The following is a 26,394-nucleotide window of genomic DNA, read 5'->3' as shown; positions in this document are numbered from 1 at the left end:
TTTTCGTTGTGCATTAAAGGTGGTGATTATCATAGAGCTGAATAAACGGCAAGAACATATCATTCAGATTGTAAAAGATCACGGTCCTATTACAGGGGAATCAATTGCAGCACAATTGGGTCTAACACGTGCGACGCTAAGACCAGACTTAGCAATTTTAACGATGGCTGGTTATTTAGAAGCACGTCCACGCGTAGGTTATTTTTATACGGGTAAAACTGGGGGGCAGCTATTATCTGAAGCTGTTAAGAAAATTAAAGTACAAGATTATCAATCTAGACCGGTTGTAATTGATAAAAATGTTTCCGTATACGATGCAATTTGTACGATGTTTTTAGAGGACGTTGGTACATTGTTCGTTGTAGATCAGATGACTCTATTAGTTGGTGTTGTGTCTCGTAAAGATTTATTAAGAGCGAGCTTAGGAAAGCAGGATTTAACCTCTCTTCCGGTTAATATTATCATGACAAGGATGCCAAACATTGCGATGTGTCGTAGAGAGGATTCTTTATATGATATTGCGATGGAATTAATAGAAAGACAGATTGATGCAATGCCAGTTGTAAAAGATACGAAACAAGGTTTAGAAGTGATTGGGCGAATTACAAAAACAAATATTACACGTGCGTTTGTAAATTTAGTAAATAACGAATAAGTGTAATTTGTTTAAAGTGAGGTAATGTAATGGATAATAAAATCGTATATGTCGTATCTGACTCTGTAGGGGAAACGGCTGATTTGGTTGTTCGAGCAGCAATGGGGCAATTCCCGTTTGCTCCTGATATTAGACGTGTACCGTATGTAGAAGATACAGGGACATTAAAAGAAGTGATTTCGATTGCTAAGAGTAATCAAGCACTTATATGTTTTACGTTAGTTAAGCCTGATATGCGCCAGTATTTAGTAACAGAGGCTGCAAAAGAAGGGGTAGAGGCATACGATATTATTGGCCCTCTTATTGATCAAATTGAAGAAATTACGGGGCAAGTGCCGAGATATGAGCCAGGTGTTGTCCGTAGGTTAGATGAAGAATACTTTAAAAAGATTGAAGCGATTGAGTTTGCTGTGAAATATGATGACGGCAGAGATGCACGAGGTATTTTAAAAGCAGATATCGTGTTGATCGGTGTTTCGCGTACATCAAAAACACCACTTTCCCAATATTTAGCTCATAACAAACGCTTGAAAGTTGCGAATGTACCACTCGTGCCAGAAGTTGACCCACCTGAAGAACTATATCAAGTGGCAAAAGAAAAATGTTTCGGTTTGAAAATTACGCCAGATAAGTTAAATCATATTCGAAAAGAGCGATTAAAATCACTTGGATTAAGTGACGGAGCAACATATGCAAATATTAATCGTATTCAAGAAGAAATTGATCACTTTGAGGAAGTAATTAGTAAAATAAATTGCCAAGTAATCGATGTATCGAATAAAGCGATTGAAGAAACAGCAAATATTATTGTGAATGCAGTGCAAAACCAAAAAATGTTTTAGCACATTTACCAAAGGTGAATGTGCTTTTTTCGCTCGTGTGAAATATGACACCTATGGATTTTGTAATAGATTGTATTGTAATGGTTATACTTATACTCCTTTGTCTTTTAGTATATTCAAGGTGTGAGTTTGTCATCCTGAAATGTAAGATGAAAAAATAAAGGGATATGTAGCGTAGTTGAAGAAAATATATTATAATAAAAAATTGTGATAAAAACCTATATTTTACGTTTAGACTTTAATTTTTCAGAATAAACTAGGGATAGGATTTACGAAAAAGACATGTAATTACGTTAAATCGACAAAATCTATACAAGAAAACGCACATTATGGAAGGATTCACAGAAGGGATGTAGAATACAGAAATATGCAAAACATCAACAACATATCAGTTGGTGTATATGTATGTCCCGTGAAGGCTGAAGTTGTGCAAGTTGGAGCGGAATTTCATGTCGGAATTTTGTTTGTCGCATCATATGCTCATCCTTTTGGAAAATAGCAAGGCAATTGGATCTTTGTAGATACTGAACAAAATGTAGTTGATTGTTATATGGATCAACATGAAAAAGTTACAGATCTCAAGGTCAAACAGTATATGTGGCTTGCTACTGTTCTTGTAAAAAGGTCTATATGTATTGTTTCTAAGAGATACATTTGTAACAGATGAGCAAATGTATACAATTTTATATAGCAAGTATGTATATGCGATTTATGCATATAAAGGACCTATAGGAAGGTTCAAAATCGTTTATACAATGTAATCGGCAACACTTTCTAACAAGTTTAGAAAAATATTGTCGAATTATAAAGGAATTTTTTAATTTATATCGAATACAAAATACGACACGGAGATGGAGTTATGGGGAACAGAATTCCCGAAGAAGTTGTTGAACAAATTCGGACATCATCCGATATTGTAGAAGTCATTGGTGAATACGTTCAACTTAGAAAACAGGGGCGTAACTATTTCGGCCTTTGTCCATTTCATGGTGAGAACTCTCCTTCATTCTCTGTTTCATCCGATAAGCAAATTTTTCATTGCTTCGGATGTGGAGAAGGTGGAAATGTATTTTCCTTTCTAATGAAAATGGAAGGACTGGCTTTTACCGAGGCTGTTCAAAAGCTAGGCGAAAGAAATGGAATTGCGGTTGCAGAGTACACATCAGGGCAAGGACAACAAGAAGACATATCTGATGACACTGTCATCATGCAGCAAGCTCATGAATTATTGAAAAAGTATTATCATCATTTATTAGTAAATACGGAAGAGGGAAATGAAGCACTTTCATATTTATTAAACCGTGGTATTACGAAAGAAATGATTGAGAAGTTTGAAATTGGTTATGCATCACCTGCTTGGGACGCAGCGACGAAAATTTTACAAAAAAGAGGTTTATCGCTGTCTAGTATGGAACAAGCTGGCCTTCTAATAAGAAGTGAGAAGGATGGTAGTCATTACGATCGCTTCCGCGGAAGAGTTATGTTCCCGATCTATACGTTACAAGGTAAGGTAATAGCATTTAGTGGAAGGGCGTTAGGAGATGACACTCCGAAATATTTAAATAGCCCTGAAACGCCGATTTTTCACAAAAGTAAATTGTTGTATAACTTTCACCAAGCAAGACCGTTTATTAGAAAGCGTGGGCAGGTGGTTCTTTTTGAAGGATATGCCGATGTGCTAGCTGCGGTAAAAAGTGGTGTGGAAGAAGCTGTTGCGACAATGGGAACAGCTTTAACTGAAGAACAAGCAAAACTTCTGCGACGTAACGTTGAAACTGTTGTTCTTTGCTATGATGGTGATAAAGCAGGGCGAGAAGCGACGATGAAAGCAGGGCAATTACTGCTAAAAGTTGGTTGCCAAGTGAAAGTCACATCCTTGCCAGATAAGCTTGATCCTGATGAATATGTGCAACAATATGGCACTACTGCTTTTGAAAATCTTGTGAAATCAAGTGTGAGTTTTGTTGGTTTTAAAATAAATTATTTGCGTTTAGGGAAAAATTTGCAAGATGAGTCTGGCAAAGAAGAATATGTGAAAAGTGTTTTAAAAGAGTTATCGTTGTTACAAGATGCGATGCAGGCAGAGTCATATTTGAAGTCATTATCGCAAGAATTTTCGTATTCAATGGAAACACTTTTGAACCAATTGCACCAATATCGCAAAGAACAAAAGGTACAGCAAAAACAAATAAAGCAGGTTGCTAAACCGTCTCAAGTCGTTCAAACAAAACCTAAGTTAACAGGTTTTGAAAGAGCGGAAAGAGAAATTATTTACCATATGTTGCAAAGTGCAGAAGTAGCTGTTCGTATGGAATCCCATATAGAAGATTTTCATACAGAAGAACATAAAGGGATTTTATATGAACTATACGCATATTATGAAAAGGGAAATGAACCTTCAGTCGGAACATTTTTAAGTTGGCTCTCTGATGAAAAGTTGAAAAATATTATCACTGATATTTCGACGGATGAATTTATTAATCCAGAATACACTGAAGAAGTGTTGCAAGGCCATTTGGAGACGCTTAGACGGCATCAGGAAAAACTTGAAAAGATGGAGATCATCTTTAAAGTGAAACAAATGGAAAAAACAGATCCTGTAGAGGCTGCTAAATATTATGTAGCATATTTACAAAATCAAAAAGCGAGAAAATAGCTTTTTTGATAAATTTTTAGTATAATGAATGTTTGTATCTCGCGTAAGGAGGGGAACAGATGGCTGACAAACCAGCTCGTTCTAAACAAATTGAAACTGAAATGACCCTTGAGCAAGTGAAAGAACAACTCACTGAGCTCGGAAAAAAACGTGGCGTTCTTACATATGAAGAGATTGCAGAACGCATGAATGGATTTGAAATTGAATCCGATCAAATGGATGAATACTATGAATATTTAGGTGAACAAGGCATTGACTTAGTTGGTGATAATGACAACGAAGAAGGCCCTAATAATCGCCAAATTTCAAAAACAGAAGAAGAGTTTGACCTCAATGATTTAAGTGTACCACCTGGGGTTAAAATCAACGATCCTGTTCGTATGTATTTAAAAGAAATTGGTCGTGTAGACTTACTATCTGCAGAAGAAGAAATTCGACTTGCAACGCGTATTGAAGAAGGCGATGAAGAAGCGAAACGTCGTCTTGCAGAAGCAAATTTACGTCTTGTAGTAAGTATTGCAAAGCGCTATGTAGGCCGTGGTATGCTTTTCTTAGACTTAATTCAAGAAGGTAATATGGGTCTAATTAAAGCTGTTGAAAAGTTCGATTATCGTAAAGGTTTCAAATTTAGTACGTATGCAACTTGGTGGATTCGCCAAGCTATTACACGTGCCATTGCAGACCAAGCGCGAACAATTCGTATTCCAGTTCATATGGTTGAAACGATTAATAAGTTAATTCGTGTACAACGTCAATTATTACAAGATTTAGGTCGCGAACCGTCTCCTGAAGAGATTGGTGAGGAAATGGATCTTGCTCCAGAAAAAGTACGTGAAATCTTAAAAATTGCACAGGAGCCAGTTTCTCTTGAAACACCAATTGGTGAAGAAGATGACTCCCATTTAGGTGACTTTATTGAAGACCAAGAAGCAACATCGCCTGCGGACCATGCAGCCTATGAATTGCTAAAAGAACAATTAGAAGATGTGTTAGATACGCTAACAGATCGTGAAGAAAATGTTCTACGTCTTCGTTTCGGTTTAGATGATGGACGAACTCGTACGCTTGAAGAAGTTGGGAAAGTATTCGGCGTAACGAGAGAGCGTATCCGTCAAATTGAAGCAAAAGCACTTCGCAAATTAAGACATCCAAGCCGTAGTAAGCGTCTTAAGGATTTCTTAGAATAGGTTATTTTTTAAGTTTACTTCACCTTTGTGAAGTAAACTTTTTTATTTTGTTAATTTTTGTTAAAATTTAGCTGTGGGCAACGATTACAATTTCTTGTAATTTATTTTACAGAATTGTCTTTTGATTTGCAAATGCTCATTTTTCGATTTTTCGATTAATTTTGTTTATTATATACAAAAATATATGTAGAAAAGCGAAAAATATGATGAGAAACGTTAATAATTATCGAAATAATAAGCGATATGACAATAAAAAACAATAAACTGAATTTATGGAATATTTTTAACAAGTAGTAGTTTGCTCTTTTCTGATAGAGCGTTTTCAAGTACAATATAAATGACTGAATCATCTAACTATTTAGGGGTATAGAGGGGGGAGAAGAGATATGAAACGTAATCCGCTGATTCCGTTCGCTCTTATTGCAGCATTGGGTATTATCGTTATGTTTGTATTTTCATTTCAGGGGCTAAATAAATCTAAAGAGTTAGCTGATGCAAAAAATGGCGGGAAGCCAGCACAAACAGCATCAAAACCAGAGGATATTGTGAAGCAAAGCTGTACGAGCTGCCATGGTGATCAGTTACAAGGGGCAGTTGGACCTAACTTACAAAAAATTGGTGGGAAACTTTCAAAGGATGAAATTAAAGAAATTCTTTCGAAAGGAAAAGGCAATATGCCTGCCAATATAGTTCCAGCTGATCAAGCTGCTAAAGTAGCTGATTGGTTATCGAAGAAAAAATAAAGTTCCGTATGACAAGCCTTTTGCTTATGCAAAGGGCTTGTTTTTCTATATTTTCTAAAATACGATGAATGATAGAGTGGTGAATTGTTGTTATGGGGTTGCAACAACTACTATAAATTCATTATCATGGAGACAGACTGACAAGAGAAGGAGTAATGGAAATACATGAATGAAGTAAAGCTTTCAAAACGATTAGAAGAAGTTGTGCGTGAAATACCAGTAGGATCTACAGTTGCTGATATTGGATCGGATCATGCGTATTTACCGTGTTATACAATTATAAATAATATTGCTACAAAAGCAGTTGCAGGAGAAGTTGTAGATGGACCATTCCGCTCTGCACAAGCAACTGTAGCTGAAAGTGGCTTACAAGATAAGATAGATGTGCGTAAAGGGAATGGATTAGCTGTTATCGCGCCAGGAGAAGTAGATGTAATTACGGTTGCTGGGATGGGTGGAGCGTTAATTCGTGATATTTTAGAAAGTGGTAAAGAAAAATTAAAAGGTGTAACGCGTTTAATTTTACAGCCGAATATTGCAGCGCATCACATTCGTGAATGGTTTATTGAGAATGGATGGGAGCTTATCCATGAAAAAATCGTAAAAGAAGATGGAAAAATTTATGAAATTCTAGTAGGGGAGCGGGGAAACATCGCGTTGCCTTATTCTGAAAATAAACAAGCTGAATTGTTTATGGGACCATTTTTAATAAAAGAAAAAAGTGAAGCTTTTGTTGAAAAATGGGAAGGAGAATTAAAAAACTTCCAAAATATTTTAAAACAGTTAGAACGTGCGACTGATTCTGAAGAAACAAAAGCGAAACGTGAAGAAGTAGAAGCGAAAATGAAAATGATAGGGGAGATTTTATCATGAGTAAAATTCCGAATGGTCATGAAATAATTTCTTTATTTGAAAGTATGTATCCAAAGCATTTAGCGATGGAAGGTGATAAGATTGGTTTGCAGATTGGAGCGCTTAATCAACCTGTGCAGCACGTATTGATTGCTTTAGATGTAACGGAGGAAGTTGTGGAAGAAGCGATTCAATTAGGGGCAAATGTCATTATTGCTCATCACCCTTTAATTTTTAACCCGTTAAAAGCGATTCATACAGATAAGGCGTATGGGAAAATTATTGAAAAGTGTATTAAAAATGATATTGCAATCTATGCAGCGCATACAAATGTGGATGTTGCTAAGGGCGGGGTAAATGATTTACTTGCTGAGGCGTTAGGATTGCAAAATACAGAAGTTTTGGCACCAACATATGCAGAAGAAATGAAAAAAGTTGTTGTGTTTGTGCCAGTCACTCATGCAGAAGAAGTAAGGAAAGCATTAGGAGACGCAGGTGCTGGTCATATCGGCAATTATAGCCACTGTACGTTTAGTAGCGAGGGTACAGGCACATTTGTACCTCAAGAGGGGACAAATCCTTATATCGGGGAAACTGGACAGTTAGAACGTGTAGAAGAAGTGCGAATCGAAACGATTATTCCAGCTTCATTACAGCGAAAAGTGATTAAAGCAATGGTAACGGCGCACCCTTATGAAGAAGTAGCATACGATGTGTATCCGCTTGATAATAAAGGTGAAACGTTAGGCTTAGGAAAAATAGGATATTTACAAGAAGAAATGACGCTTGGTCAATTTGCAGAACATGTGAAACAATCATTAGATGTTAAGGGTGCAAGAGTTGTCGGTAAGTTAGATGATAAAGTGCGTAAAGTAGCTGTACTTGGTGGAGATGGTAATAAATATATAAACCAAGCGAAATTTAAAGGAGCAGATGTATATGTAACTGGTGACATGTACTATCATGTTGCTCATGATGCGATGATGCTTGGTTTAAATATAGTTGACCCAGGACATAATGTTGAAAAAGTAATGAAGCAAGGTGTACAAAAGCAACTGCAAGAAAAAGTGGATGCAAAGAAATTCAATGTTCAAATTCATGCTTCGCAGTTACATACAGATCCATTCACATTTGTATAAGAAAAATAAAAACCGTTGCTCCATTAGGGCAACGGTTTTTATTATTCTTCTTTTTTCACCTTTACGCGAGGTAATATCTTTTGTAACGGTACTTTTCGAACTCTTTCCCATGTAGCGGGATTCATTGGATTATATTGCTCTAAGAACGCGATAACTTCTTTTGTAATCGGCGTTGGTGTAGAAGCACCTGCTGTGACAGCTACGTTTTCTACACCTTGTAGCCACTCTAATTGAATTTCGCTTACATCAGCAACTCGATATGCTTTTGTACCCGCGATTTCTTGTGATACTTGTGCTAGGCGATTTGAATTGTTACTTTTCGGATCGCCAACAACAATTGTTAAGTCTGCAACATCAGCTTGTTTAGCGACAGCTTCTTGGCGAACTTGAGTTGCTAAACAAATTTCTTTATGGAATTCTGCTGTTGGGAATTTTTTTTGAATGTCCTCCATTAAATGTTGAACATCCCATTGACTCATCGTTGTTTGATTCGTTACTAAAATTTTATCTGTTGGGATTTCTAATGTTTTTAAATCATCGGCTCTTTCGATAAGGTGAACGATGTCAGGTGCAATACCAACTGCGCCTTCTGGCTCAGGATGATTTTTTTTACCGATATAAATGACATGATATCCTTCCGCTTTTTTAGCTTCGATAAGATCATGCGTTTTGGTAACATCTGGGCAAGTGGCATCGATTGTTGTTAAACCTTTTTCTTTTGCGCGTTGTTTAACTTCTGGAGAAACACCGTGTGCTGTGAAAATAACAGTACCAGAATCAATCTTATCTAAAATTTCTAAGCGACTTGGACCGTCTAATGTGATAATTCCATCTTCTTCAAAAGCGTCTGTAACATGTTTATTGTGAACAATCATACCTAAAATATAAATGGGTCTCGGCAATGATTTATCTAATGCGGCGTTACGTGCAATTACCATTGCATCGACAACACCGTAGCAATAACCACGAGGGGAAATTTTAACAATTTTCATATGAGTAATCCTCTCCTTCTAAACAAGGGATACTTTTGTGCATAGTCTTTTACATTATAAAGGAGGAGTGGATAGAAAACAAAGGATTGTTACACATATAGTTTTGGTTTTGTTGCTGTTTGTTGAACTGGTTCTTTCGGTAACTCTTTTTGTATTACAGGTTCAATCACTATTTTCTTTCGTTTTCGTTTCTTTTTTTGAGGTGCAGGAGGCGGACTTTCTACCTCAACTGGCTCTGTTACATTTTCTGTTTGATTTTCTTCCGTGCTTTTTCCAGAGGTGAGGATTTTAACAATGCTTGGTAGACTACGCATAATAGGACCGTACTGTTCGACAACAGGACCTACAGATTGAACGACTTGGGATACTTTTTCGATGTTATTTATCATATTAGTTGGATTCGAAATTAAGTTCGAAAAAAAACTGCCGATGCCACTGCTTGCTGTTGCCGCAGCTGTAGTTGCGCCGCCGCGCGTTTCATTTGATTCATACATTTGAGGCGGTATCATTTGCTCAGGGTGTTGCTGCATGTATGGTTGATATTGTGGATGTTGCTGCGGATATTGTTGGTGGTATTGCTGCTGATATTGCTGTTGATATTGCGGCGGCGACGGTGGTTGCTGATGCATCATCGGTTGCCCTTCCATTTGTCGGTAAGGTGGAACCATTTGCATAAAAGGCTCGGTTGGATCGTGTTTTTTAAAAAGCTTGGCAAGAAAACCTTTCTTTTTTTGTACCATTGGTGGTAGTTGTGGAATTGGATATGGTGTATAAGGTTGCTGCCCTGGATTCGGATACATTTGCCTTGTAGGGGATTTCGGAAACATGTGAGAAATCCTCCTTTCTTCAGTTAGGTATATACACATACAATATGCAATAAAAGGGAAGAAGGTTAGTTTTTGAAGTGAAAACCTAAACTAAAGATGGATTTTACTTGTAGATTTCGATATAATGTAGACTTGACTGATTTGTGCGCGCAGTAGAAATTTTAGAAAGAAGGTGTAACTTATGACACAACAAACTTTTACACAGTATGATTTTAAACCATTTTTAATAGATGCAGTTCGTGAACTACGCTTTACAGAGCCGACAGGAATTCAGCAGAAAATTTTCCCGGTTGTGAAAAAAGGTGTAAGTGTAATTGGACAATCCCAAACAGGTTCTGGGAAAACACATGCATACTTACTTCCTACATTAAACAGAATTAATGCAAGCCGTGAAGAAGTACAACTTGTTATTACAGCGCCTACTCGTGAGTTAGCACAACAAATTTACGAAGAAATCGTGAAATTAACAAAGTTTTGTGCGGAAGACCAAATGATTACAGCACGTTGTTTAATTGGTGGAACTGATAAACAACGCTCAATTGAAAAGTTGAAAAAACAACCTCATATCGTAGTTGGAACACCAGGACGTATTAAAGATTTAGGAGAAGAGCAAGCATTATTTGTTCATAAAGCAAATACGATTATTGTCGATGAAGCAGACTTAATGCTTGATATGGGATTCATTCATGATGTAGATAAAATTGCAGCACGCATGCCTAAAAACTTGCAAATGTTAGTTTTCTCTGCAACAATTCCTCAAAAACTAAAACCGTTTCTGAAGAAGTATATGGAGAATCCAGAACATATTCATATCAATCCAAAACAAGTTGCAGCTGGAAACATTGAACACTATTTAGTGCCTTCTAAACATCGTAATAAAATTGATTTAGTGCATAAAATGCTACTTCAATTTAAACCGTATTTAGCAGTTGTTTTCACGAATACGAAAAAGATGGCAGACCAAGTTGCTGATGGATTAATGGAACGTGGCTTAAAAGTTGGACGAATTCACGGGGATTTATCACCACGTGATCGTAAAAAAATGATGAAACAAATTCGTGACCTGGAATTCCAATATATTGTTGCAACTGATTTAGCAGCACGTGGTATTGATATTGAAGGGATTAGCCATGTTATTAACTATGAGCTACCATCAGATTTAGATTTCTTCGTTCACCGCGTTGGAAGAACAGCACGTGCGGGGCATTCTGGTATTGCAGTGACGATTTATGATCCAGCAAACGAAGAAGCGTTAGATAGCTTAGAAAAACAACGTCATATCGAGTTTAAACATGTAGATTTACGTGGAGATGAGTGGGCAGATTTAGGTGAGCGTCGTCGTCGTAAGAGCCGTAAAAAGCCAAATGACGAACTTGATGTTATGGCAACAAAAGTTGTTAAAAAACCGAAAAAAGTAAAACCAAACTATAAACGTAAACTTGCAACAGAACGTGACAAAGTGAAGAGAAAATACAGCCATAAAAAAAGATAAGGGATTTCCCTTATCTTTTTTTTATCCTGCTAATTTAAATGAAGAGTATAGTCTGTCTAAATAGTCATATGAATTTGTGTAGTGCGTCTTTTGTGAACAAACAATTCACTACATATTTCTACAAATTATGCTATCATTATATCTATTGTATATTGAAGAGGTGATTGTATGTTAAAGATTGGATCTCATGTTTCCATGAGTGGTAAGAAAATGTTATTAGCAGCAAGTGAAGAGGCTGTTTCATACGGTGCAACAACGTTTATGATTTATACAGGTGCACCGCAAAATACACGAAGAAAACCAATTGAAGAATTGAACATAGAAGCAGGAAGAAAACATATGGAGCTGAACGGAATTGAGGAAATTATCGTCCATGCACCGTATATTATTAATGTTGGGAATACGACGAAGCCAGAAACATTCCAATTAGGCGTAGACTTTCTTCGCATGGAAATTGAAAGAACATCGGCATTAGGTGTAGCAAAACAAATTGTTCTTCACCCAGGAGCGCACGTTGGTGCTGGAGCAGATGCTGGTATTCAACAAATTATTAAAGGGCTTAATGAAGTATTAACGCCAGAACAGACGGTTAACATTGCGTTAGAGACGATGGCAGGAAAAGGAACAGAATGCGGTCGTAGCTTTGAAGAAATTGCAAAGATTATTGATGGTGTGAAATATAATGAAAAGCTATCTGTATGCTTTGATACGTGTCATACGCACGATGCAGGATATGATATTGTAAATGACTTTGACGGCGTATTAAACGAATTTGATAAGATCGTTGGTATAGATCGTTTACAAGTACTTCATATTAATGATAGTAAAAATGTACGCGGAGCAGGAAAAGACCGTCATGAAAACATTGGATTTGGTCACATTGGGTATAAAGCATTGCATCACATTGTACATCATCCACAGTTAATGCATGTACCAAAAATTCTTGAAACACCGTATGTAGGGGAAGATAAAAAAGATAAGAAGCCACCATACAAATTGGAAATCGAAATGCTGAAAAACGGCACTTTTGATGAAGGGCTTCTTGAAAAAATTAAAGCGCAATAAGGAGGGGAAATCCCCTCCTTATTTTAGTAGTTGCTGAAATAACGTATTTACTTGTTGGGCAGTGGCAGGGGAAGTTACTTTTGCGATCTGTTTTAAGAGCTCTAGTCGCTCGTTGTTATCGTAAATATTAATATTTTTACCCTTCATAAGTAAAACAATTTGATCAGCTTGTGCTGCTGTAATGGGAACTTCGTATTCTTTGCTATATTTTAATAACTCTTTTGTAGAAATATGATTTAATTTTTTATTAACAATTTGTTTAATGAGGTTCATCTTGTTATCCTCCTTCACGCGTTCTTCTATCGAAATATATGAGCATGTAGCTTGTACATATTCGTATGGAGTTTCTTTTTTCATGAGGAAAAGAAGCGTATGTTATAATATAAGAACGAAACTACAGAAAAAGAGTACAGGGAGGGCTTATGGAGCAAAAGCAACATCGAAAAGAAAGTGTTATTCATCTCATTTATCGTTTAGTTATGATTATTTTTGGAGCAGCATGCGCGGCGGTAGCAATTGAACTATTTTTAATGCCAAATAAAATTATTGATGGTGGAATTATTGGTATTTCTCTTATATTAGATTATCTTACTCCTAACATTTGGTGGTTAAGTTTTTCTACTTTAGTCGTTGTTCTCAATATCCCATTTATGTATTCCGGTTATAAGCAAATTGGAAAAACATTTATGTTATCTTCGACATTTGGTATTGTAGCGTTAGCTTTCATTGAGTCAACGTTACATGCGGTACCACCATTTACAACAGAACCTATTTTAGCGACAGTGTTTGGTGGTCTTATTTTAGGGCTTGGTGTAGGACTTGTAATTCGTCATGGTGGATCGCTAGATGGAACTGAAATTATGGGGATTTTATTAACGAAGAAATTACCGTTCTCTGTTGGTGAATTCGTAATGTTTGTGAACTTATTTATTTTTGCATGGGCAGCATTTGTGTTTGGTGTGGAACAAGCGATGTATTCTGTTATGACGTACTATATCGCATTTAAAACGATCGATACAGTAATTCAAGGGCTAGATGAAACGAAGGCGGTTTTAATTGTATCTGATCAATATGAGGAAGTATCAAACGCGATTTTGCATCGTCTTGGCCGTGGAACTACAAAGCTTGTAGCGAAAGGTGGTTACACGGATAAAGAAAAAGAAGTTATTTATGCAGTTGTAACGCGTCTAGAAGTGACGAAGTTAAAATCAATTGTGCATGAAATTGATGAAAATGCGTTTGTTACGATTATGAGCACGCAAGAGACAAATGGTGGTAAGTTTAAATCGGCTATTCACTAAAAAGTTTATAGGAATATTTTTCGAAAGCAGAGAATTTTTCTCTGCTTTTTGTTATAATAGTAAGGTTTCTTGAAAAAATAGATATATTTTAGGCAGATTGGTTTACAACTATAATAAGCTGTACTATAATTCAAATAGATATAAATCGGAATCATTCTGAATTAAAATAGGTGAGATGCTATGAATAATATATTAGAAATTGAAGGTTTAACATTCCAATACGAAGATCGGAATGTGTTAGAAAATATTAATTTGCAAGTTCCGAAGGGAGCTTTTTTAGGTTTAGTGGGACCGAATGGTTCAGGTAAATCAACTTTACTTAAGTGTTTATTAGGTGTTTTAAAGCCAAAAGAAGGAAGCATTCGCGTGTTTGGCGTTGATAGTAAGAAGTTTAAGGAATGGAACAAAGTTGGTTATGTATCCCAAAAGGCAAATAGTTTCAATTCTGGTTTTCCAGCAACTGTTTCTGAAGTTGTGTCAATGGGACTTGTTTCGAAAAAAGGGCTTTTTCGCTTTTTCACAAAAGAGGATAAGAAAAAGGTAGAAAAAGCAATTGCTGATGTAGGGATGAGTGAGTTTCAAGGTCGTAACATTGGAGAGCTTTCTGGTGGACAGCAACAGCGTGTATTTATTGCTCGTGCGCTCGTTAGTGATCCTGAATTGCTTATTTTGGACGAGCCTACTGTTGGAATCGATGTGAAAAATGTGGAAAGTTTTTACGAAATATTAGAGGATTTAAACAAAAGGCTCGGGATCACATTAATTCTTGTTACTCATGATATGGGAGCTGTTACTGAAAAAGTAACACATGTTGCATGCCTAAACCAACATCTACATTTCCATGGAAATGTAGAGAAGTTCCGAGAGTTAGAAGATGCAGAAATGTCCGTCTTATATGGACATCATGTTCATCGTTTAGAACACGAACATGAGCATCACGGGAGGATATAATGATACAAGATTTTTTACAATATGACTTTTTACGTAATTCTTTATACGCAGGTATTTTAATTGGACTTGTTGCACCACTAATTGGTGTGTTTGTTGTTATTCGTCGTTTATCTCTTATTGCGGATGCATTAAGTCACGTGACGTTATCGGGTATTGCAGCAAGTTTATTACTTGAAAAAACCATTTTTACAGGTGGATTTTTAAACCCCTTATATATGGGGATGATTTTCTCGATTGGTGGAGCGCTACTAATCGAAAAGTTACGAACTGTATATAAGCACTATCAAGAATTAGCAATTCCGATTATCCTTTCGGCAGGGATGGGGGTTGGAGTTATTTTCATTTCACTTGCAAATGGATTTAACACAGACTTATTTAGTTATTTATTTGGTAGTGTCAGTGCTGTAACAAGTACAGATTTAATTATTATTGGGATTGTAGCAATTGTTGTTGTTGCGACAATTATTTTATTATATAAAGAGCTGTTTCTATTATCATTTGATGAGGAATACGCAGTATCAACTGGTTTAAGAGCGAAATGGATTCACTTTATTTTCATTATATTAGTTGCTCTTGTCATTGCAGTATCAATGCGTGTAGTAGGGGTTCTTCTCGTATCATCATTAATGACGTTACCAGTTGCAGCAAGTATTCGTATTGCTAAAGGATTTAAACAAACAATTTTCTTTTCCATTTTATTTGGTGAAATTGCAGTAATTGGTGGAATGTTTGCTTCGTATCAACTTGATCTAGCGCCAGGTGGTACAATTGTTATGATAGCAGTTCTTATTTTAATCGGTGCGATTTTATGGAAGAAGAAAAAAACTGCATAAAGTAGGGATAGGTATGAATCTAACAGAAGCTTTACGCCTAATGAAAGAAAAAGGATACAAACATACTGGAAAAAGAGAAGAGATGCTCAGATTATTTGCAGCACATAATCGTTATTTAACTGCGAAAGATGTTTTAGAGCATATGAAAGATGATTATCCAGGGCTTAGTTTTGATACGATTTATCGTAACTTAACAGTTTTTGCTGAGATTGGTGTTTTAGAACAAACGGAATTAAATGGTGAAAAACATTTTCGTTTTACTTGTTCTATTATGGAACATCATCATCATTTTATTTGTTTGGATTGTGGAGGAACGAAAGAGATTACTTCCTGCCCAATGGATTTTATGAATAAAGATTTTACCGGTTATGAAGTAACGGGTCATAAGTTTGAAATATATGGTCGTTGTCCAAAATGTGCAAAGTAAAAGCTCGTCGGTTATATAACTGACGAGCTTTTTTACGTAGAAAAGAAGGTTGCTCACAAATATTGTGGCAACCTTCTTTTTATTGTTCTTGCGTCTCTTTTTCTTTTTCTCGTTCAGCAGCCATTTCAGCAGCAATTACGTCGATTTCTTTTTTCAGTTCTTCTACCATTGTTTCTTCTGGTACTTTACGAACGACTTGCCCTTTACGGAACAATAATCCCTCTCCACGTGCACCGGCAATACCGATATCAGCTTCACGAGCTTCACCAGGGCCATTTACAGCGCAACCAAGTACCGCGACTTTAATTGGTACTTGAAGTGTAGAGATGTATTCTTCCACTTCGTTAGCGATGCTAATTAAATCGATTTCAATACGACCACAAGTTGGACAAGAGATAAGTGTTGCTGCGTTAGATGCAAGACCGAATGATTTTAATAGTTCACGAGCAACTTTTACTTCTTCAACTGGATCAGCACTTAATGAAATACGTAATGTATTTCCGATGCCTTTATTTAAGATTGCTCCAAGACCAGCAGCACTTTTTACAGTTCCGGCAAACAATGTTCCAGATTCTGTAATACCTAAATGTAATGGATAATCAAAAGCGCGAGCAGCTTTCTCATATGCTTCGATTGCTAAGTTAACATCAGAGGCTTTCATAGATACGATAATATCGTGGAAATCTAAGTCCTCTAAAATTTTAATATGATGTAGCGCGCTCTCGACCATACCATCTGCAGTTGGGTACCCGTACTTTTCTAAAATGTGACGCTCTAATGAACCAGCGTTTACACCAATACGGATTGGAATACCGCGCTCTTTTGCTGCATTTACAACAGCTTCTACTTTATGGCGACGACCGATGTTACCTGGATTGATACGTACTTTATCGATGCCACCTTCAATTGCTTTTAAAGCAAGGCGATAATCAAAATGAATATCAGCAACAAGTGGAATGTTGATTTGTTTTTTTATATCAGCAATAGCATCTGCTGCGCGTTCATCTGGAACGGCAACGCGCACGACTTGACAGCCGGCTTCTTCTAAACGCTTGATTTCAGCAACTGTTGCTTCAACATCATGTGTTTTTGTTGTTGTCATACTTTGTATAATTAATTCATTATTACCGCCGATTGTTAAATTACCGACTTTAACTGGACGTGTTTTTGTACGATGAGTCATTTCATTCACGAATAGATCGCTCTCCTTATAAAAGAAGTTTCTTATTTAGTCCCTCATATCAATGATAGTATACGTGATATAGGGCTATAGAAACCGAAGTACTCGGTTTCACTTTTACTATTGTATCAGCGCCTTTATGTAATTGACAAGGATTAAGTGATAGCTTATTGATATAAGGGGAATTTATAAGACTTTCCAATTTGTATTTTTGTAGCAGATGTACTTTTGTTTAATTGTTTAAAGTCGTCAATGACTTTTTCTATGGAAGGAATTTTTTTCTTATTAATTTGTTCTGTAATAGAAAGAACTGTCTCACCAGTTTTTACTTCAATTGTTTTATAAGATACATCCGTTTCTTTTTCTGTTTTGTTCTCTTTATTTTGTTGGCTGTCTGTGTTTTCTTTTTTAATCGTTTGAGCAGTAGTTGTTTTTTTATATGCACTTAACATCGGTAAAGTACCGATTTTTATATCGTAATAAAATATATAACCGAGAACAAGCACGAATAGGAATATACCTAATCTCTTCATATTCTTCACTCCTTTGCTAGGAATATATGCTTGTCCAAAAAAAAAATGCCTATTTAGGCATTTTTTATTTTTCTTTCGGTTTGGGTACCTCTTTAATCGTTAAGTATAGAACGATTAAAACAACAGCGATATAAATGAACGTTGCCCCAGGTACGACGATTTTGAATAAATCCATAATCATGAAGAAAATGGTTGGGATTGTGTAGCTATATGCAGTTAGTGTCCAAACTTGTTTATAGGATAGTTTACGTTGACCGCTCATAGCAGAACCGATGAACGCAAGTAAAGTCACGCCTACAAAAGTGATGAATAATTGGAATAGGTACACTAAAAATCCAATAACAAATAATAAAATTGGGTAAATATTATCGAATAAAGAAATAAATTCTTGTAGATCTTTTTTCTCAAGAGATGCACCTAACAAATCGTTATAAGAATACGTTTGTGTTTGACCATTTCCCATAGAGACTACTTTATCTTTTAAAACAAATAAACCTGTTTTATTTTGATATTTTTCTAGGTCTGTTGAATTTGGATCAAATACGAAAAGTGCATTTCCTTCTTCTTTTTCAATAGGTTGATCAATATCGGCTTTTAGTTCGCCATTTTCAATTTTAAAATCAGGTAAATCTTTATCGATGACTTGATTTACCATGCCTACACCATCCTGGATAAAACTACCGTACAAAAAAGTTCTTGGAATAGTAGTAATTAAGCAAAGTAGCATAATATACAAAATGGTTTTACCGATTTTTTGAAAACGGAATAGCGCCATATCTTTAGGCGAGTATATGCTTTTTACGAATTGGGTAAATATGGACATAGATTCACTTCCTTTATGTATGTATAAAATCATTGTAACGTAGGAATCTAGAGAATCTCAAGATATATTATATTTACATATAGTGGAGATAACTAAATTTCTTTTTATTAACTTTCTTCTTTTAAATAAGAAAAATACAATTGACACTTTTCTTTTCTATATGGTAAATTTATCTTACCTTTCTTAAAGGGCATATCCGATAGGAATTCCTTTATTTGATATGTTGTTACATACATAATTGTGGACCCTTAGCTCAGCTGGTTAGAGCAGACGGCTCATAACCGTCCGGTCGTAGGTTCGAGTCCTACAGGGTCCATATCCATTTCACATGTTTATTATGTTAGCAGGAAGCTTCCTTGTAGAAGGAAGCTTTTTTTACGGAATATATGAGCATTTTAATTGAAAAGAAGTGGGAATTTTGCTACTTTAATGATAGCAAGACAATGTGATTTATTTGTTTGCACCCTATGGCAATTAGGGTAGAATGAAGTTGTATGTCACTTAAGTGGCAATACATAAACTGGGAGGAATATAACAATGGCAAAACACGAATTACCAAATTTACCTTATGCGTATGATGCTTTAGAGCCTCACTTTGACAAAGAAACAATGAACATCCATCATACAAAACATCACAACACGTACATTACAAACTTAAACGCTGCTTTAGAAGGTCATGCAGAATTAGCTGACAAAAGCGTAGAAGAATTAGTTGCAAACTTAAACGAAGTACCAGAAGCAATCCGTACAGCAGTACGTAACAATGGTGGCGGACATGCTAACCATACATTCTTCTGGACAATCCTATCTCCAAACGGCGGAGGACAACCTGTAGGTGAACTTGCAACTGCAATTGAAGCAAAATTCGGTAGCTTCGATGCATTCAAAGAAGAATTCGCAAAAGCTGGCGCAACTCGCTTCGGTTCTGGTTGGGCTTGGTTAGTAGTAAACAATGGTGAGTTAGAAGTAACAAGCACTCCAAACCAAGATTCTCCTTTAACTGAAGGTAAAACGCCAGTTATCGGTTTAGATGTTTGGGAGCATGCTTACTACTTAAACTACCAAAACCGTCGTCCAGACTACATCGGTGCATTCTGGAACGTTGTAGATTGGAACGCTGCTGAAAAACGTTACCAAGAAGCAAAATAATTGTAATAAATATAGAAAAAGCTAGGGGAGAGCCCCTAGCTTTTTTCTATGCTTTCCTTTTACATAATTGGGCTTGTCTTTGGAAGACTAGAACATGAAGTAAAGGAGAGTTGTGTATGAAATGGAAACATATAATTGGTGACGTTGAAGTGAATCGGGATTTAGTGTTATTGCTCCTTATAGGAGGTTTATACACGCTCGCAATTTCTTTATCGAATACGTTTGTAAATATTTATTTATGGAAACAAACACAAAATTATGTGAATCTTGGCTTGTATAATTTAGCCAGCGTGGTATTACAGCCTCTCACATTTCTTGTAGGGGGGAAATTAGCGAAACGTATCGATCGCTCGATTTTATTACGGATAGGGGTAGGAACGCTCGCAATTTTTTTTATCGTTGTCTTAGTAGCAGGAAAAAGTGCTTCTCAGTATATTTTATTAATGGGGGCTCTTTTAGGAGTAGGATACGGTTTTTACTGGTTGGCTTTTAACTTATTGACATTTGAAATTACAGAACCAGAAACAAGAGATTTCTTTAATGGGTTTCTTGGACTTCTTACATCCTTCTCTGGGATGATCGGACCAATAGCAGCAGGATACACAATTTCACGTATGGAGAAATGGAGTGGTTATACTGTTATATTCTTTCTTTCATTAGTTCTATTTGCAATTGCTGTCGTCTTAAGCTTCTTTTTATCTAAAAGAGAATGTGAAGGGCGTTATGAAATCGTGCAAGTATTGAAAGAACGACGGATTGATAAAAATTGGGGAAAGATTACACGAGCTCATTTTTTCCAAGGATTGAGAGAAGGAACGTTTATTTTTGTCATTTCAGTATATGTTTATTTAGCAACTAATAGTGAGTTCGCATTAGGAAAATACAGTTTAGTTAACTCTGCTGTATCCTTTGTATGTTATTACTTAGTTGCTCGTATGTTAAAGAAAGAGTGGCGAAAAAAAGCAATTTTACTTGGGGGCATTATTTTATATGCTGTCGTCTTTTTAGTCATTTTCAATGTTACATACACGAAATTACTTATTTATGCGGCATGTATTGCGGTTGCATATCCTATTTTACTTGTTCCGTACGGATCAATGACATATGACGTAATTGGTAGAGCGAAAAATGCGAGAGAATGGCGTGTGGAATATGTCGTTGTTCGGGAGCTGTGGTTAAACGCCGGAAGAATCTGTTCCATTTTAAGTTTTTTATGTGCTGTACTATTCTTTCCACCTGAAAAAAGTTTACCTTACTTATTATGTATTTTAGGTGCTGGACATTTTCTTATTTATTTTGCAGTTAAAAATGTCAAATATGATGAGGGAAATGCGAGTAAAACAAGTGTTGTAACGCAAGGGAACGCGCAAAACCAAACTGAACCAGAAGGTTAACTTCTCGTTTGTTTTATGCTAGAATAGAAAAAGATGTAAGACAGCAGTGAGGACACCTGTAGAAGGTGTCCCTTTCACATTACATAGCTGTTGGTAGAGGGGGTTTGTATGAGCAAGAAGCAGAAGCAAAATAAGAAAAAGACCCACGTTCCTTTTCGGTTAAACGTGCTGTTTTTCTGCGTGTTTTTAATGTTCTCCGCGGTTATTGTAAGGCTCGGATATGTACAAATTGTTCGCGGTGAAGAATATAAGAATGAAGTGGAGAAGAAAGAAAACTCAACGATAAGTAATCCTGTACCGCGTGGGAAAATATTTGACCGTTATGGGCGACCTGTAGTAGATAATGCAGCCGTTCGTACTATTACATTTACAAAAATGAAAGGATCAACTGCAGAAGATCGCTTAGAAACAGCGAAAAAGCTAGCAGATTTGATTGAAGTACCGACAGATAAATTAACAGATCGCGATAAAAAAGATTATTGGCTTGCTATGCATAAAGAGGAAGCTAAAGAAAAAATTACGAATAAAGATCGTCAAGAGTTTAAAGATAAAAAAATTGATGATAAAGAATTAGACGAGCGTCAGAGAAGTCGTGTAACAGAAGAAGAGATTAATCAATTATCCGCAAAAGATCTAGAAATACTAGCGATTAAAAGTAAGATGGACGGCGGATATGCAATGACACCTCAAGTTATTAAAAAGGATGCTACAGAAAAGGAATATTCGATTATTAGTGAAAACCTAGCAGCATTACCAGGTGTAGATACGAATGTTGATTGGGAGCGAAAATATACGTACGATGATTTATTCCGAAGTGTACTTGGTGGGGTGTCGACATCTGATGAAGGCTTACCGAGAGAAAGACTAGATTACTATCTTGTTCGTGATTATAATCGAAATGACCGAGTAGGAAAAAGTTATCTTGAACAACAGTATGAAGATAGTCTGCACGGTACGAAAGCAGAAGTTAGAAATGTTACAGATAAAAACGGTAATATTTTAGAAACGATTAATGTATCAAAAGGACAAAGTGGTAATGACCTGAACTTAACAATTGATATGGAATTACAAAAGCGCGTGGAAGATATTCTTGCGAAGAATTTAATGAGGTTTAAAGGAAGCGAACCTCTTTTAGATCGCGCATTCGTTGTAATGATGAACCCAAAAAATGGTGAAGTTTTATCTATGGCGGGGAAACAATTAGTTAACGAAGATGGCCAAACGAAAGTAAATGACTTTGCATTAGGTACCATGACAAGTTCTTATCCGATGGGATCAACTGTAAAAGGTGCAACAGTACTTACTGGATATCAAACTGGTGCGATTCAACCAGGGGCAGTACAATTGGATGAACCAATTAAATTAAAAGGTACACCTACGAAGTCGTCTTGGAAAACGATGGGATATATTAATGACCTTACAGCTTTAAAAATGTCTTCTAACGTTTATATGTTTAAAACAGCGATGAATATCGCCGGTGTTCAGTATGTGAGAGGTGGTACGTTAGATATACCTCAAAAAGCATTTGATACGATGCGTTATTATTTCGGACAGTTTGGACTTGGTGTAAAAACAGGAATTGATTTACCGAATGAATCTGCTGGTCAGATGGGTAGAAGTAGTCAACCAGGTTTCTTACTAGATTTATCAATTGGACAGTATGATACGTATACACCGCTTCAATTAGCGCAATATATTTCGACGATTGCCAATGGCGGATATCGTATGCAACCACAAGTTGTAAAAGAAATTCGTCAACCGGCAGTGAAACCAGATGAAGTTGGGAAAGTTGTTCAATCTATGGAACCGAAAGTATTAAATCGTGTTGATATGCCGGAATCGCAAATTAAACGCGTTCAAGAAGGATTTAGACAAGTGTATAATGATTCGGGTGGTACAGCTACAAAATACTTTACAGGTGCAAAATATAAAGCGGCAGGGAAGACAGGTACCGCGCAAACTGTGTATGGCGGAGATAAAGAGATTGGTAGAAAGGCAAACGGTGAACGTGTGGAAACATATAACTTAACATTAGTAGGTTATGCGCCACTTGAAGATCCAGAAGTAGCATTCTCTGTTGTCGTTCCGTGGGTACATGATGATAAGACTGGTATTAATGGATATATTGGTCGTGAAATTATGGATGCTTACTTTGATTTGAAAAACAAAGAAGTAAATGGTCAAGCTTCAAAAGATGATAAAGACAATAAAAATAAAGATCAAGATGATGAATAAAAAAGTTGTAAAAAAGCACACTATCTGAAAAGATAGTGTGCTTTTTTTTATGGTTTATGCATATCGTGTAATAAATGTGGACAAGTATACAACATTGGAAAAAGCGCGGCCGTATAAATGATACTTGTATATGGTGGGATAGGGGATAAATATTTTATAGGGAAATCATCAGAGGAAATGAATAGCTACTAATGAATTAAAATTGTATCGTATGTTGATTTTTGTGGAACTTTACAAAACTTTTACAAACAATTAAAACCGAATTAATAGTTTAGCAGTATTCTTATATCTGTAATCCTGTTATTTCCGGTTACTTCTAGGAGGAAGAACACGTGAAATGGATGCGTACACCTATTAAAATTTTCGTATTATCAATATGGTTCCTCTGTTTTGAAATGTCTACTGCATTTGCTTTAAATGATACGGGAGAAGTGAGAGTTGATGGATCCTCAACGGTTTTTCCTATTATAGAAGCAGTAGCGGAGGAATATACAAAGGTGCATCCAGACGTGAAAATTTCCATCAGTATTTCTGGAACTGGGGGAGGATTTAATCGTTTCAGTAAAGGAGAAGTAGATATAAATAATGCTTCGAGAGTAATGAAACAAGTCGAGAAAAATGAAATGAAGAAAAACTCTATTCAGTTCACACCTTTTGAGGTTGCTAACGACGGTCTTACGATTGTTGTGAATCGCCACAATACATGGGTAGACGATATGTCAGTAGACGAGTTACGACTACTTTGGAGTGAAGATGGAAGAGAGAAGCGATGGTCACAAATTCATTCAACATGGCCACGTGAACAAGTGAAGTTTTATGCACCAGGCGTAGACTCTGGTACGTATGATTATTTTCAAAATGTCATCTTACAAAATCATCGCATTGTAAAAAAAGTCTCTTTGTCTGAAGATGATCAAGTTATTATGCAAGGGGTAATGAATGATAAACATGCCATTGCTTTTGTAGGATATGCTTATTATATGGCTAATCGAGATAAGGTGAAAGCAATAAAAGTAAATGGTGTATTTCCGACGAAAGAGACCATTCAATCAGGTAAGTATAAGCCGTTATCTAGGCCGCTACTTGCTTATGTGAATAATGCATCTATCCGAAATAAAATGAATGTAGCAAACTATGTTGAGTTTATGATTCAGCATGTCGGTAACCTCGCTGAAGAGGTCGGGTATGTAAAATTACGAAAAGAAAAATACAATGAACAGCTGCGTATGTTAACAGAAATAAAAAGGTAATGTCGGGGTGGAAAGGGGTTTTCATCTTTGGCTCATAATGACAAAAGTCAAATTACATTTTCTGTACAACATTTGATTGAAAGAAATACAAAACAAAGAAAAAAAACGCAGCGAATCAATCGAATAGTACCTTTATTACTAAAAATAATTGCTAGCGTTTCTATTGTGACGACACTTGGAATTGTTTTTACGCTCTCTAATGAAACAATCATGTTTTTTCAAAAAATATCATTATACTCCTTTTTGACGGAGAAAGAATGGTTACCATTTTTTGAAGATCCTAAATTCGGCATATTACCACTTATATGTGGAACGTTCCTTGTAACAGCAATTGCTATGTTTGTAGCAATTCCTATCGGTTTAGCGTGTGCCGTATTTTTAAGCGAATATGCTTCAAATAGTGCACGGAAAATATTAAAGCCGATGTTAGAGCTATTAGCAGGTATCCCGACAATTGTATATGGTTTTTTTGCATTAACAATTGTTACGCCACTTTTACAAAGGATTATACCAGACTTACAGTTTTTTAATGCGATTAGTCCAGGAATCGTTATCGGATTTATGATGATGCCTACAGTTGCATCTCTATCTGAAGACGCGATGAGAGCTGTGGCGAAAGGGACGAAAGAAGCTTCATTAGCACTCGGAGCGACGCGGTTTGAAATGGTAAAACAAGTGGTGTTTCCGTCCGCTTTTACAGGGATTATGGCAGCAATTATATTAGCGGCTTCTCGTGCAATTGGTGAAACGATGATTGTTGTAATTGCAGCAGGATCCACACCAAATGTATCGCTTGATCCGACACATTCTATTCAAACGTTAACAGCCTATATTGTACAAGTAAGTTTAGGTGATGCTCCGCATGGAACGATTACGTATTACAGCATGTATGCTGTAGGTGCAACGTTATTTTTGTTTACTTTTATTATGAACATCATTTCGCAGTCAATTATGCGCCGTTTTAGGAGGATGACATAATATGCGAATGTTGAATCATAAAAAAATACAAAAAAACATGGCATCACGCTTTTTAAAAGATCGAATTTACAAATTGTTATTTTATATAGCAATTTTATTTTCAATTGTAATTTTGTTTTTGTTACTGTTTCAAATTGTTGAAAAAGGTATAAGTTATCTTTCAATAGATTTCTTTACAAATTTCGCTTCACGTAATCCGAAAGAAGCTGGTATTGCTGCAGCTTTGTCAGGGACAATATTATTTATGAGTATTGTTATACCTGTTTCTTTTATATTTGGAGTTGGAACAGCACTTTATTTAGAGCAATATGCGAAGGAATCTCTATTTAAAAAAATAATAGTGATTAATAATCAAACGTTAGCAGGAGTACCATCCGTTGTATTTGGATTGCTTGGTTTAACTATTTTTGTATATGCTCTTCATTTAGGAGAGAGTATAGTTGCAGCAGCACTGACGATGAGTTTACTCGTTTTACCAACAGTTGTTGTGGCGAGTCAAGAAGCAATTCGATCAGTACCAAGTGTATTATTAGAGGGTTCTTACGGATTAGGTGCTACGAAGTGGCAAACGATGTATCAAATTGTATTGCCATATGCTTTCCCAGGGATTATAACGGGCTGTACGTTAGCGATATCAAGAGCAATTGGAGAAGCTGCACCACTATTAGTTATTGGGGCACTTGCGTTTGCAAATTATGTTCCATTTAGTATGTTTGATAGATTTACAGTTCTACCAATTCAAATTTTTAATTGGATGAGTAGGCCAAAAGAAGAATTTCAGTATGTAGCAGCAGCTGGGATGATTGTTTTGTTAGGTTTGTTGCTATTTATTAATATATTTGTTTTATGGTTACGAAATCGAAAATAAGTTGGAAGTGGATGAAAGGGGA

General features: G+C 36.2%; 25 protein-coding genes and 1 tRNA gene. 20 read left to right on the top strand and 6 right to left on the bottom strand.

Annotation, left to right across the window (positions count from 1 at the left end):
* Positions 1-22: 22 nt before the first annotated feature.
* The 7 genes from MR143_RS04260 to MR143_RS04230 all read left to right on the top strand — a co-directional run bounded on the left by MR143_RS04260 (position 23) and on the right by MR143_RS04230 (position 8,074).
* On the top strand, positions 23-655 hold the full coding sequence (locus tag MR143_RS04260; protein WP_000583756.1) for a transcriptional regulator CcpN: 633 nt from the start codon (positions 23-25) through the stop codon (positions 653-655).
* A gap of 29 nt (positions 656-684) precedes the next feature.
* A complete protein-coding gene (locus MR143_RS04255) occupies positions 685-1,497 on the top strand; it encodes a pyruvate, water dikinase regulatory protein (RefSeq protein WP_000368944.1) in 813 nt (270 codons plus the stop codon).
* A gap of 859 nt (positions 1,498-2,356) precedes the next feature.
* Entirely contained in the window at positions 2,357-4,153 is a 1,797-nt protein-coding gene (dnaG, locus tag MR143_RS04250; protein ID WP_000528221.1) for a DNA primase, read from the top strand.
* Positions 4,154-4,212: 59 nt separating this feature from the next.
* Positions 4,213-5,340, top strand: a complete 1,128-nt coding sequence (gene rpoD, locus MR143_RS04245; RefSeq protein WP_000764065.1) for an RNA polymerase sigma factor RpoD — start codon at positions 4,213-4,215, stop codon at positions 5,338-5,340.
* 386 nt (positions 5,341-5,726) lie between these two features.
* Positions 5,727-6,083 carry a cytochrome c550 gene (cccA, locus tag MR143_RS04240; RefSeq protein WP_000828141.1) on the top strand — a complete coding sequence of 119 codons (357 nt, stop codon included), beginning with the start codon at positions 5,727-5,729 and terminating at the stop codon, positions 6,081-6,083.
* Positions 6,084-6,248: 165 nt separating this feature from the next.
* Positions 6,249-6,956 carry a tRNA (adenine(22)-N(1))-methyltransferase gene (locus tag MR143_RS04235; protein ID WP_001006535.1) on the top strand — a complete coding sequence of 236 codons (708 nt, stop codon included), beginning with the start codon at positions 6,249-6,251 and terminating at the stop codon, positions 6,954-6,956.
* Positions 6,953-8,074 (top strand): Nif3-like dinuclear metal center hexameric protein, encoded by a 1,122-nt coding sequence (locus MR143_RS04230; RefSeq protein WP_000036253.1) that lies wholly within the window; start codon positions 6,953-6,955, stop codon positions 8,072-8,074. Before MR143_RS04235 ends, MR143_RS04230 begins: the two co-directional genes overlap by 4 nt.
* A gap of 41 nt (positions 8,075-8,115) precedes the next feature.
* Here MR143_RS04230 and MR143_RS04225 read toward each other — a convergent pair whose 3' ends face one another.
* Together MR143_RS04225 and vrrA are read right to left on the bottom strand one after the other, a co-directional pair.
* Positions 8,116-9,066: a 4-hydroxy-3-methylbut-2-enyl diphosphate reductase gene (locus MR143_RS04225; RefSeq protein WP_000706661.1), complete on the bottom strand. Its 951-nt coding sequence runs from the start codon at positions 9,064-9,066 to the stop codon at positions 8,116-8,118.
* An 89-nt stretch (positions 9,067-9,155) separates the two neighbouring features.
* Positions 9,156-9,893 carry a VrrA/YqfQ family protein gene (gene vrrA / locus MR143_RS04220; protein WP_000484172.1) on the bottom strand — a complete coding sequence of 246 codons (738 nt, stop codon included), beginning with the start codon at positions 9,891-9,893 and terminating at the stop codon, positions 9,156-9,158.
* A 181-nt stretch (positions 9,894-10,074) separates the two neighbouring features.
* Here vrrA and MR143_RS04215 point away from each other — a divergent pair, with 181 nt between their 5' ends.
* Both MR143_RS04215 and MR143_RS04210 read left to right on the top strand, forming a co-directional pair.
* Complete coding sequence (locus MR143_RS04215; RefSeq protein WP_199717670.1) at positions 10,075-11,385, top strand: DEAD/DEAH box helicase; 1,311 nt, start codon at positions 10,075-10,077, stop codon at positions 11,383-11,385.
* A 168-nt stretch (positions 11,386-11,553) separates the two neighbouring features.
* Complete coding sequence (locus tag MR143_RS04210) at positions 11,554-12,450, top strand: deoxyribonuclease IV (RefSeq protein ID WP_000912460.1); 897 nt, start codon at positions 11,554-11,556, stop codon at positions 12,448-12,450.
* 18 nt (positions 12,451-12,468) lie between these two features.
* On the opposite strand, the gene MR143_RS04205 is transcribed toward MR143_RS04210, so the two are convergent.
* Positions 12,469-12,723: a DUF2624 domain-containing protein gene (locus MR143_RS04205; protein WP_001048954.1), complete on the bottom strand. Its 255-nt coding sequence runs from the start codon at positions 12,721-12,723 to the stop codon at positions 12,469-12,471.
* Positions 12,724-12,872: 149 nt separating this feature from the next.
* Between MR143_RS04205 and MR143_RS04200 the strand changes: the two genes are divergently transcribed.
* The 4 genes from MR143_RS04200 (at position 12,873) to MR143_RS04185 (ending at position 15,962) form a co-directional block, all read left to right on the top strand.
* Positions 12,873-13,751 carry a YitT family protein gene (locus MR143_RS04200; RefSeq protein WP_000435963.1) on the top strand — a complete coding sequence of 293 codons (879 nt, stop codon included), beginning with the start codon at positions 12,873-12,875 and terminating at the stop codon, positions 13,749-13,751.
* A gap of 180 nt (positions 13,752-13,931) precedes the next feature.
* Complete coding sequence (locus tag MR143_RS04195; protein ID WP_001059656.1) at positions 13,932-14,702, top strand: metal ABC transporter ATP-binding protein; 771 nt, start codon at positions 13,932-13,934, stop codon at positions 14,700-14,702.
* Entirely contained in the window at positions 14,702-15,535 is an 834-nt protein-coding gene (locus tag MR143_RS04190; protein ID WP_000613815.1) for a metal ABC transporter permease, read from the top strand. Before MR143_RS04195 ends, MR143_RS04190 begins: the two co-directional genes overlap by 1 nt.
* A gap of 13 nt (positions 15,536-15,548) precedes the next feature.
* On the top strand, positions 15,549-15,962 hold the full coding sequence (locus MR143_RS04185; protein WP_001054516.1) for a Fur family transcriptional regulator: 414 nt from the start codon (positions 15,549-15,551) through the stop codon (positions 15,960-15,962).
* A 79-nt stretch (positions 15,963-16,041) separates the two neighbouring features.
* Here MR143_RS04185 and ispG read toward each other — a convergent pair whose 3' ends face one another.
* The 3 genes from ispG to yqgB form a co-directional block, all read right to left on the bottom strand.
* Entirely contained in the window at positions 16,042-17,145 is a 1,104-nt protein-coding gene (gene ispG / locus MR143_RS04180; RefSeq protein WP_153577907.1) for a flavodoxin-dependent (E)-4-hydroxy-3-methylbut-2-enyl-diphosphate synthase, read from the bottom strand.
* A 164-nt stretch (positions 17,146-17,309) separates the two neighbouring features.
* Positions 17,310-17,675, bottom strand: a complete 366-nt coding sequence (gene yqfZ, locus MR143_RS04175; RefSeq protein WP_000825404.1) for a protein YqfZ — start codon at positions 17,673-17,675, stop codon at positions 17,310-17,312.
* Between the two features lie 64 nt (positions 17,676-17,739).
* Positions 17,740-18,498 carry a protein YqgB gene (gene yqgB, locus MR143_RS04170; protein WP_000021894.1) on the bottom strand — a complete coding sequence of 253 codons (759 nt, stop codon included), beginning with the start codon at positions 18,496-18,498 and terminating at the stop codon, positions 17,740-17,742.
* 242 nt (positions 18,499-18,740) lie between these two features.
* On the opposite strand from yqgB, the gene MR143_RS04165 reads away from it, so the two are divergent.
* From MR143_RS04165 to pstA, 7 genes are all read left to right on the top strand, one after another.
* Positions 18,741-18,814: transfer RNA gene (locus tag MR143_RS04165), tRNA-Ile, on the top strand.
* Positions 18,815-19,035: 221 nt separating this feature from the next.
* On the top strand, positions 19,036-19,647 hold the full coding sequence (gene sodA, locus MR143_RS04160) for a superoxide dismutase [Mn] (RefSeq protein WP_001052031.1): 612 nt from the start codon (positions 19,036-19,038) through the stop codon (positions 19,645-19,647).
* Between the two features lie 116 nt (positions 19,648-19,763).
* A complete protein-coding gene (locus tag MR143_RS04155) occupies positions 19,764-21,041 on the top strand; it encodes an MFS transporter (RefSeq protein ID WP_000871387.1) in 1,278 nt (425 codons plus the stop codon).
* Positions 21,042-21,149: 108 nt separating this feature from the next.
* Complete coding sequence (locus tag MR143_RS04150; RefSeq protein ID WP_000038991.1) at positions 21,150-23,276, top strand: peptidoglycan D,D-transpeptidase FtsI family protein; 2,127 nt, start codon at positions 21,150-21,152, stop codon at positions 23,274-23,276.
* A gap of 332 nt (positions 23,277-23,608) precedes the next feature.
* Positions 23,609-24,526 carry a PstS family phosphate ABC transporter substrate-binding protein gene (locus MR143_RS04145; protein WP_000871823.1) on the top strand — a complete coding sequence of 306 codons (918 nt, stop codon included), beginning with the start codon at positions 23,609-23,611 and terminating at the stop codon, positions 24,524-24,526.
* 27 nt (positions 24,527-24,553) lie between these two features.
* Positions 24,554-25,504, top strand: coding sequence for a phosphate ABC transporter permease subunit PstC (gene pstC, locus MR143_RS04140; protein ID WP_000940914.1), 951 nt, complete (start codon positions 24,554-24,556; stop codon positions 25,502-25,504).
* Between the two features lies 1 nt (position 25,505).
* A complete protein-coding gene (pstA, locus tag MR143_RS04135) occupies positions 25,506-26,372 on the top strand; it encodes a phosphate ABC transporter permease PstA (protein WP_001242558.1) in 867 nt (288 codons plus the stop codon).
* The last annotated feature ends 22 nt before the right edge of the window (positions 26,373-26,394 follow it).

Origin of the sequence: Bacillus cereus group sp. BfR-BA-01347 (genome assembly GCF_022663835.1) — a bacterium.
Classification (GTDB): Bacteria; Bacillota; Bacilli; order Bacillales; family Bacillaceae_G; genus Bacillus_A; species Bacillus_A thuringiensis_K.
This window is presented reverse-complemented; position numbering and strand designations above follow the sequence as displayed.

What these genes read in the sequence shown, in the direction of transcription:
- MR143_RS04185 (WP_001054516.1), top strand. Translation starts at nt 15,549, where the DNA reads ATGAATCTAACAGAAGCTTTACGCCTAATGAAAGAAAAAGGATACAAA.
- dnaG (WP_000528221.1), top strand. Translation starts at nt 2,357, where the DNA reads ATGGGGAACAGAATTCCCGAAGAAGTTGTTGAACAAATTCGGACATCA.
- ispG (WP_153577907.1), bottom strand. Translation starts at nt 17,145, where the DNA reads ATGACTCATCGTACAAAAACACGTCCAGTTAAAGTCGGTAATTTAACA.
- MR143_RS04215 (WP_199717670.1), top strand. Translation starts at nt 10,075, where the DNA reads ATGACACAACAAACTTTTACACAGTATGATTTTAAACCATTTTTAATA.
- pstA (WP_001242558.1), top strand. Translation starts at nt 25,506, where the DNA reads ATGCGAATGTTGAATCATAAAAAAATACAAAAAAACATGGCATCACGC.
- MR143_RS04155 (WP_000871387.1), top strand. Translation starts at nt 19,764, where the DNA reads ATGAAATGGAAACATATAATTGGTGACGTTGAAGTGAATCGGGATTTA.
- MR143_RS04190 (WP_000613815.1), top strand. Translation starts at nt 14,702, where the DNA reads ATGATACAAGATTTTTTACAATATGACTTTTTACGTAATTCTTTATAC.
- MR143_RS04205 (WP_001048954.1), bottom strand. Translation starts at nt 12,723, where the DNA reads ATGAACCTCATTAAACAAATTGTTAATAAAAAATTAAATCATATTTCT.
- MR143_RS04225 (WP_000706661.1), bottom strand. Translation starts at nt 9,066, where the DNA reads ATGAAAATTGTTAAAATTTCCCCTCGTGGTTATTGCTACGGTGTTGTC.
- MR143_RS04150 (WP_000038991.1), top strand. Translation starts at nt 21,150, where the DNA reads ATGAGCAAGAAGCAGAAGCAAAATAAGAAAAAGACCCACGTTCCTTTT.
- MR143_RS04195 (WP_001059656.1), top strand. Translation starts at nt 13,932, where the DNA reads ATGAATAATATATTAGAAATTGAAGGTTTAACATTCCAATACGAAGAT.
- cccA (WP_000828141.1), top strand. Translation starts at nt 5,727, where the DNA reads ATGAAACGTAATCCGCTGATTCCGTTCGCTCTTATTGCAGCATTGGGT.
- rpoD (WP_000764065.1), top strand. Translation starts at nt 4,213, where the DNA reads ATGGCTGACAAACCAGCTCGTTCTAAACAAATTGAAACTGAAATGACC.
- MR143_RS04235 (WP_001006535.1), top strand. Translation starts at nt 6,249, where the DNA reads ATGAATGAAGTAAAGCTTTCAAAACGATTAGAAGAAGTTGTGCGTGAA.
- yqgB (WP_000021894.1), bottom strand. Translation starts at nt 18,498, where the DNA reads ATGTCCATATTTACCCAATTCGTAAAAAGCATATACTCGCCTAAAGAT.
- sodA (WP_001052031.1), top strand. Translation starts at nt 19,036, where the DNA reads ATGGCAAAACACGAATTACCAAATTTACCTTATGCGTATGATGCTTTA.
- MR143_RS04230 (WP_000036253.1), top strand. Translation starts at nt 6,953, where the DNA reads ATGAGTAAAATTCCGAATGGTCATGAAATAATTTCTTTATTTGAAAGT.
- MR143_RS04210 (WP_000912460.1), top strand. Translation starts at nt 11,554, where the DNA reads ATGTTAAAGATTGGATCTCATGTTTCCATGAGTGGTAAGAAAATGTTA.
- vrrA (WP_000484172.1), bottom strand. Translation starts at nt 9,893, where the DNA reads ATGTTTCCGAAATCCCCTACAAGGCAAATGTATCCGAATCCAGGGCAG.
- yqfZ (WP_000825404.1), bottom strand. Translation starts at nt 17,675, where the DNA reads ATGAAGAGATTAGGTATATTCCTATTCGTGCTTGTTCTCGGTTATATA.
- MR143_RS04255 (WP_000368944.1), top strand. Translation starts at nt 685, where the DNA reads ATGGATAATAAAATCGTATATGTCGTATCTGACTCTGTAGGGGAAACG.
- MR143_RS04200 (WP_000435963.1), top strand. Translation starts at nt 12,873, where the DNA reads ATGGAGCAAAAGCAACATCGAAAAGAAAGTGTTATTCATCTCATTTAT.